The 855-nt window shown below is 61.5% G+C and carries 1 protein-coding gene; it reads left to right on the top strand.

The window, feature by feature from the left end:
* On the top strand, positions 1-855 hold an 855-nt coding region (hutU, locus tag DD606_RS25790; RefSeq protein ID WP_129259568.1), incomplete at both ends, for a urocanate hydratase.

Here is an 855-nt window from a genome sequence, read left to right as displayed (position 1 = left end):
CGCGACGCTGGCGGGCGCGTGCTCCCTGAACATTGAGTGCCAGCAGAGCCGCATCGATTTCCGTCTGCGTACCCGCTATGTCGATGAACAGGCCGACAACCTCGATGACGCGCTGGCGCGCATCAAAAAGTACACCGCTGAAGGCAAAGCCGTGTCGGTTGCCCTGTGCGGCAACGCGGCGGATATTCTGCCGGAACTGGTGGCGCGCGGCGTGCGTCCGGATCTGGTCACCGACCAGACCAGCGCTCACGATCCGCTCCACGGCTATCTGCCAAAAGGCTGGACGTGGGAAGACTACCAGCAAAAAGCGGAAACCGATCCTGAGGGCACGGTACTGGCGGCTAAACGCGCCATGGCGGAACACGTCTCCGCGATGCTGGCCTTCAGTAAGATGGGTATTCCGACCTTTGATTACGGGAATAACATCCGCCAGATGGCGAAAGAAATGGGGGTGAATAACGCCTTTGACTTCCCCGGCTTCGTGCCCGCCTATATCCGTCCTCTGTTCTGCCGCGGCATTGGGCCGTTCCGCTGGGTTGCCCTGTCCGGCGATCCGGAGGATATCTACAAAACCGATGCCAGAGTGAAAGAGATTGTCGCCGATGACGAACACCTGCATCGCTGGCTGGATATGGCGCGCGAGCGCATTAACTTCCAGGGCCTGCCGGCGCGTATCTGCTGGGTCGGGCTGGAGTGGCGGCAAAAACTCGGCCTCGCCTTTAACGAAATGGTGCGCAGCGGCGAAGTCTCCGCGCCGATCGTCATTGGCCGCGACCACCTGGACTCCGGCTCTGTCGCCAGTCCGAACCGTGAAACCGAAGCCATGCGCGACGGCTCGGATGCGGTCTCCGACTG

Source organism: Enterobacter cloacae complex sp. GF14B (genome assembly GCF_004136805.1).
Taxonomy (GTDB): domain Bacteria; phylum Pseudomonadota; class Gammaproteobacteria; order Enterobacterales; family Enterobacteriaceae; genus Enterobacter; species Enterobacter hormaechei_C.
Note: the sequence above shows the minus strand (reverse complement) of the source record. Positions and strands in the feature narration are given on the sequence as shown.